The organism is Pricia sp., assembly GCF_041745955.1.
GTDB lineage: Bacteria > Bacteroidota > Bacteroidia > Flavobacteriales > Flavobacteriaceae > Pricia.
The window spans coordinates 1-2,803 of record NZ_JBGTHY010000305.1 but is presented as its reverse complement, the minus strand read 5'-3'; the positions used below and the strand labels follow the sequence as shown (position 1 = coordinate 2,803).

At 43.7% G+C, this 2,803-nt stretch carries 3 protein-coding genes; all 3 read right to left on the bottom strand.

The window, feature by feature from the left end; translation table 11 throughout:
* Positions 1–271: 271 nt before the first annotated feature.
* Entirely contained in the window at positions 272–1,360 is a 1,089-nt protein-coding gene (locus tag ACEW8S_RS11155; protein WP_373518232.1) for an amidohydrolase family protein, read from the bottom strand.
* Between the two features lie 159 nt (positions 1,361–1,519).
* A complete protein-coding gene (locus ACEW8S_RS11150) occupies positions 1,520–2,581 on the bottom strand; it encodes a serine hydrolase domain-containing protein (protein WP_373518231.1) in 1,062 nt (353 codons plus the stop codon).
* Positions 2,582–2,610: 29 nt separating this feature from the next.
* Positions 2,611–2,803: GIN domain-containing protein (locus tag ACEW8S_RS11145; RefSeq protein WP_373518230.1), on the bottom strand; the 193-nt coding region annotated here is incomplete at its 5' end.

The window sequence follows — 2,803 nt, the reverse complement described above, 5'->3', positions numbered from 1 at the left end:
TTCTTTGCTGAATTTCAATTCTTGTAAATGGTCTATGTCGAGTTTGGCCAAGTAAACTTTTAGTTGCCCAGCTTTGCTATCTTTCAAGTCAATATGGCCCGATATGGTCGATTGCGCAGTACAGCACATGCAAAAAAAGAGCAGAAAGACTACGCCTGGTTTCAGGTTCTTCATCGTCGATTACAATTTTTTAATATCATGGATTCGTCGCTTCAAATTTAGCGATTTTCAGCATAACGTAATAGCCTCACTTTGTTTCAGCCATCAAACATTACAACTCCAAAAAATTCACTGCATTTTGATAATATACTTTTTTCAAGACACTTTCAGGGAGTTTAAGACCGACATTTTGCTGACCTCTGATCGCAACGGAGTCGGTAGTGCTGAGATACTTCCACAACGTTCGATAACTGGCGTCCAGTTCCTCTTTTTCCTGTTCGATAGCTGTAGCCGACATATCCTTTTGCGGGGTGTCGTTGCCAAAGTCGGTACCGAACAATATCCGGTCTTGATATTTTTCAAAAAAAGCTTTTACCTTTTTCGAATCCTGTCCGACCATATCGCCGAAACGCGCCGCACTTTCTACATACATATTCGGAAATTTATCCAATCGCTCGGCAATCATATCTACGTCGTGGGACATACTTCCGAAATGGGCACACAATATCTTTAGATTAGGATTTTTTGCGATCCATCGGTCACGTGCTGCAATTATAGTTTCGTAGGATGGAATCTCCGGGAGTTTATAGGCATGATATTCAGGGTGCTCGGTATAATAACCATAATGCGGGTTATTAGGGTCGTCTAACGGTCGCCAAGCTTGCACGGGTTCGCCGATATGGGCCATAACAGGAATTCCATTTTTCTTTAGAAAATCCCATATAGGCTGTAATCGGGGGTCATCGATCTGTATGAATTTCCCGGAATTGTCTTTGGTAACCAGACCAAAGTTCTTCCATACTTTGACCATTTTGGCGCCCGAATCGATTTCTCGTTGCAGCCGCTCTATATTGTCCCTTGCAAAATTTGGGTCATGTATACCTACGCCTATCAACGATGAACAAAGCCAAAATAACTCCGGATTTGACTTTGAATTTTCCACATAGGCATCCCAACTACGATCTATCCCGGTAGAATCAGCTTTGGCGACATCGACCAGCATGGCCTGCATGTTCCATTTCTTGAAAAAATCAGGGAAGTAGTCCCGTGCATATTGGTAGTGCGCATGTACATCGATTTTCTGTATAGTTCCCTGTTGAAAAGTATCTTCGGCAACCTTCGCAGCGGATTTTTCTTCGGAGCCAAAACGGCATCCCGATAGCAGTGTAAGGCCAATCAAAAAAAGCAGAAGTTGTTTCATGGCGTTTTGAGTGTTTTGAGTGTTTTGATTGTTTTGTTTGTTTTGATTGTTTTGATTGTTTTGATTGTTTTGAGATGATATTCTAAAGATATTGATATCCAAATAGAAAATGGGCCATTCGCCTCAAAATATAAAATCGGTTTCATGGGCAAACCGGAATTATTGGATTTCACCGAACAAGGCATCTACCATCTCATCCAATGCTTCCTGAATTTTTGGATCGGTACAATTTACCAAAATGGCAAGCACCATCCGCGCTTCGGGATATACAAAAAAGTTGGAGTAGCCCCCTACCCCATTCCCAACGTGCCCATAAAAAGGTCTTCCCTGTGCATCTTGACTTACTTGCCAGCCAAGGCCGTAAAAGGTCGGTTTTCCTAAAACGGTCTGCGAGGTCAAAAATTGGGAGGGTATTTCTTCAGGAAGGATTACCCCATTCAAATAGGCTTTTCCGAATTTAGCGATATCCGCAGAGGTGGAAAGATAACCCCCGCCTGCCAGTTTGTAAAAGTTGTTTACTGGGATGGCGGGTCGGAAACCTTGACGGTTTTTGGAATAAAAAGTGGACAGATTATTTGGATGTTGCCCATTTCCAGAGATCAGAGGGGCAAACGTATTTTCAAGTCCCAAAGGATGCAAGACTTTTTGCCCAACATATTCCTCGAACGGGATGCCACTTGCTTCTTGCATGGCCAGCGAAACCAACACCCAACCAAAACTGTTGTAAAGATAGCCTTGACCCGGTTCGAAAACTAGGTCGTCATCCTTAAAAATAGAAATAGCTTCCTTGATGGTGTAGGGATGGTTCAGTCCGTATTCGACACCTTGATAACCACGAATCCCCGCGGTGTGACTTGCGAGTTGTCGGATGGTGAAATCCCATTTTTTCTTTGGATAGTACGGTACATATTTATAGAAAGAAGCATCCAGATCGATCAGTCCGTCGGCGACCATTTGGGCCAAAGCGGTGGCGGCAATGGGTTTGGATACGCTGGCAATACGGAATATCGTTTTTGTGGGATCAATGGGAGTTTGGTTTTCCAAATCCGCATAGCCATACCCTTTTTGAAAGATGGTTTTTCCTTCCTTTAAAACCGATATCGAAAGTCCCGGGACTTTTTTCCTGTTTACTAAGTTGTTTAGAATCGTGTCTACTTTGACCAAGCCCTTCAAAGAAGGGTCATCGCCGATAATGCGGTGTCTGGCAAAGAAGTTTTTCAAGTTTTTTTTGATAGGGTTCATGTACTTTGTCATCGAAATACCAGCCGCCCCTGATACAGCGCCTCGACAGCCACATTTTCAGGTCGGGTCACACTGATCACATCACCGGTGCCACGAATGGTACCGCCGATGGAAAGTTGCGGATTTACGAACATATCGTTCGATCCCCGGTGGTTCAGGCTCACGCTCCGGGCCGATAAATTTTCTGCTTCGATACGTGAA